The 644-nt window shown below is 56.1% G+C and carries 1 protein-coding gene; it reads right to left on the bottom strand.

Annotated elements, in window-relative coordinates:
* Nucleotides 1-644, bottom strand: a 644-nt coding sequence (locus KUO17_RS17705) for an IS5 family transposase (RefSeq protein WP_255263651.1), incomplete at both ends; no start/stop codon positions are given.

Raw genomic sequence — 644 nt, 5'->3', positions numbered from 1 at the left:
AACGGGCGTTCTCTTTTCCGCCCCCCGGAGTCTGGTTTCAGGGTAAAATCTGGCGAGGCGACAACTATCCTGACACCGGGGGGGGTGTCTGAGCTTTTGCAGTACTCAACAATTTTGCGCTTGGCTTTGTAAAGCAGGCTGCGTTTGTTCAGCTTGGAATACGTGCTGCGGCGCGCGGCGACTTGCCAGATTACCTCACGATTTTCATGCTCTTCGCGTTTCTCGACACCGGTGTATCCGGCGTCTGCATACACCGCGTTTTCTTCGCCATGCAACAGCTCGGCGACCTGTGTGACATCGGCCACATTGGCTGCGGTGCCATGGACGTGATGAACCAGGCCGGACTCAGCATCGACGCCGATATGAGCCTTCATCCCGAAAAAATACTGATTGCCTTTCTTGGTCTGATGCATCTCGGGATCGCGCTTGCCTTCTTCGTTCTTGGTCGAACTTGGGGCATGAATAATGGTGGCATCAACGATGGTGCCCTGGCGCAACGACAGGCCTTTCTCCTGCAAGTAACCGTTGATGACCGCAAGGATCGCAGGTGCGAGTTGATGCTTCTCCAGCAAGTGCCGGAAGTTCATGATCGTGGTGTCTTCGGGGATCGGCGCGCTCAGCGTCAGGCGTGCGAACTGGCGCAT

The organism is Pseudomonas aegrilactucae, assembly GCF_019168305.1.
Taxonomy (GTDB): Bacteria; Pseudomonadota; Gammaproteobacteria; order Pseudomonadales; family Pseudomonadaceae; genus Aquipseudomonas; species Aquipseudomonas aegrilactucae.
The sequence above is the reverse complement of the archived record's forward strand: the minus strand, read 5'-3'. Positions and strand labels throughout refer to the sequence as shown.